Origin of the sequence: Pseudomonas marvdashtae (assembly GCF_014268655.2) — a bacterium.
Classification (GTDB): Bacteria; Pseudomonadota; Gammaproteobacteria; order Pseudomonadales; family Pseudomonadaceae; genus Aquipseudomonas; species Aquipseudomonas marvdashtae.
On the sequence record NZ_JABWQX020000014.1, the window covers coordinates 1 to 473 of the forward strand.

The 473-nt window shown below is 63.4% G+C and carries 1 pseudogene; it reads right to left on the bottom strand.

Annotated elements, in window-relative coordinates:
* Positions 1 to 473: pseudogene (locus HU742_RS26730) on the bottom strand (type IV secretion protein Rhs); the annotation flags it as partial.

Genomic DNA, 473 nt, shown 5'->3' on the forward strand with positions numbered 1-473 from the left:
ACCCGGGAGGTGGCGATAGTCGAGGGTGCTGCGATCCGGCAGGCGGCAATGGATCAAGCGACCGGTGTTGTCGTATCGATAACGCAGGGTGGCCCAGCCCTGGTGTTCGGCGACGAGGCGGTCTTGCGCGTCGTATTCGTAGGCCAGCGGCCAATGGCCGTCGTCGACGCTGACCAGGCGCCCTAGGGCGTCGTAGCGGTAATCGACGGTCGTGCCGTCGGGCAAGGTCTTGCGCAGCAGGCGTCCGGCAGCATCACGCTGGTAGGCGGTGACCTGTTGGCTGCCATCGGCACCAAACTCGGTCTTTTCCAGCAGGTGGCCGTTGAGGTCGTAGGCGTAGCCGGTGCGCTGGCCGTCGAAGCCGGTTTCCTGTCGGATCAGTCCGTTGGGCGTGTAGTCCAGCTGATATTTTTCACCGGACTCGTTCTCGATTTCCGTCAGCAACAGCCGCGCCGAGTCGTAGCGGTATTTCA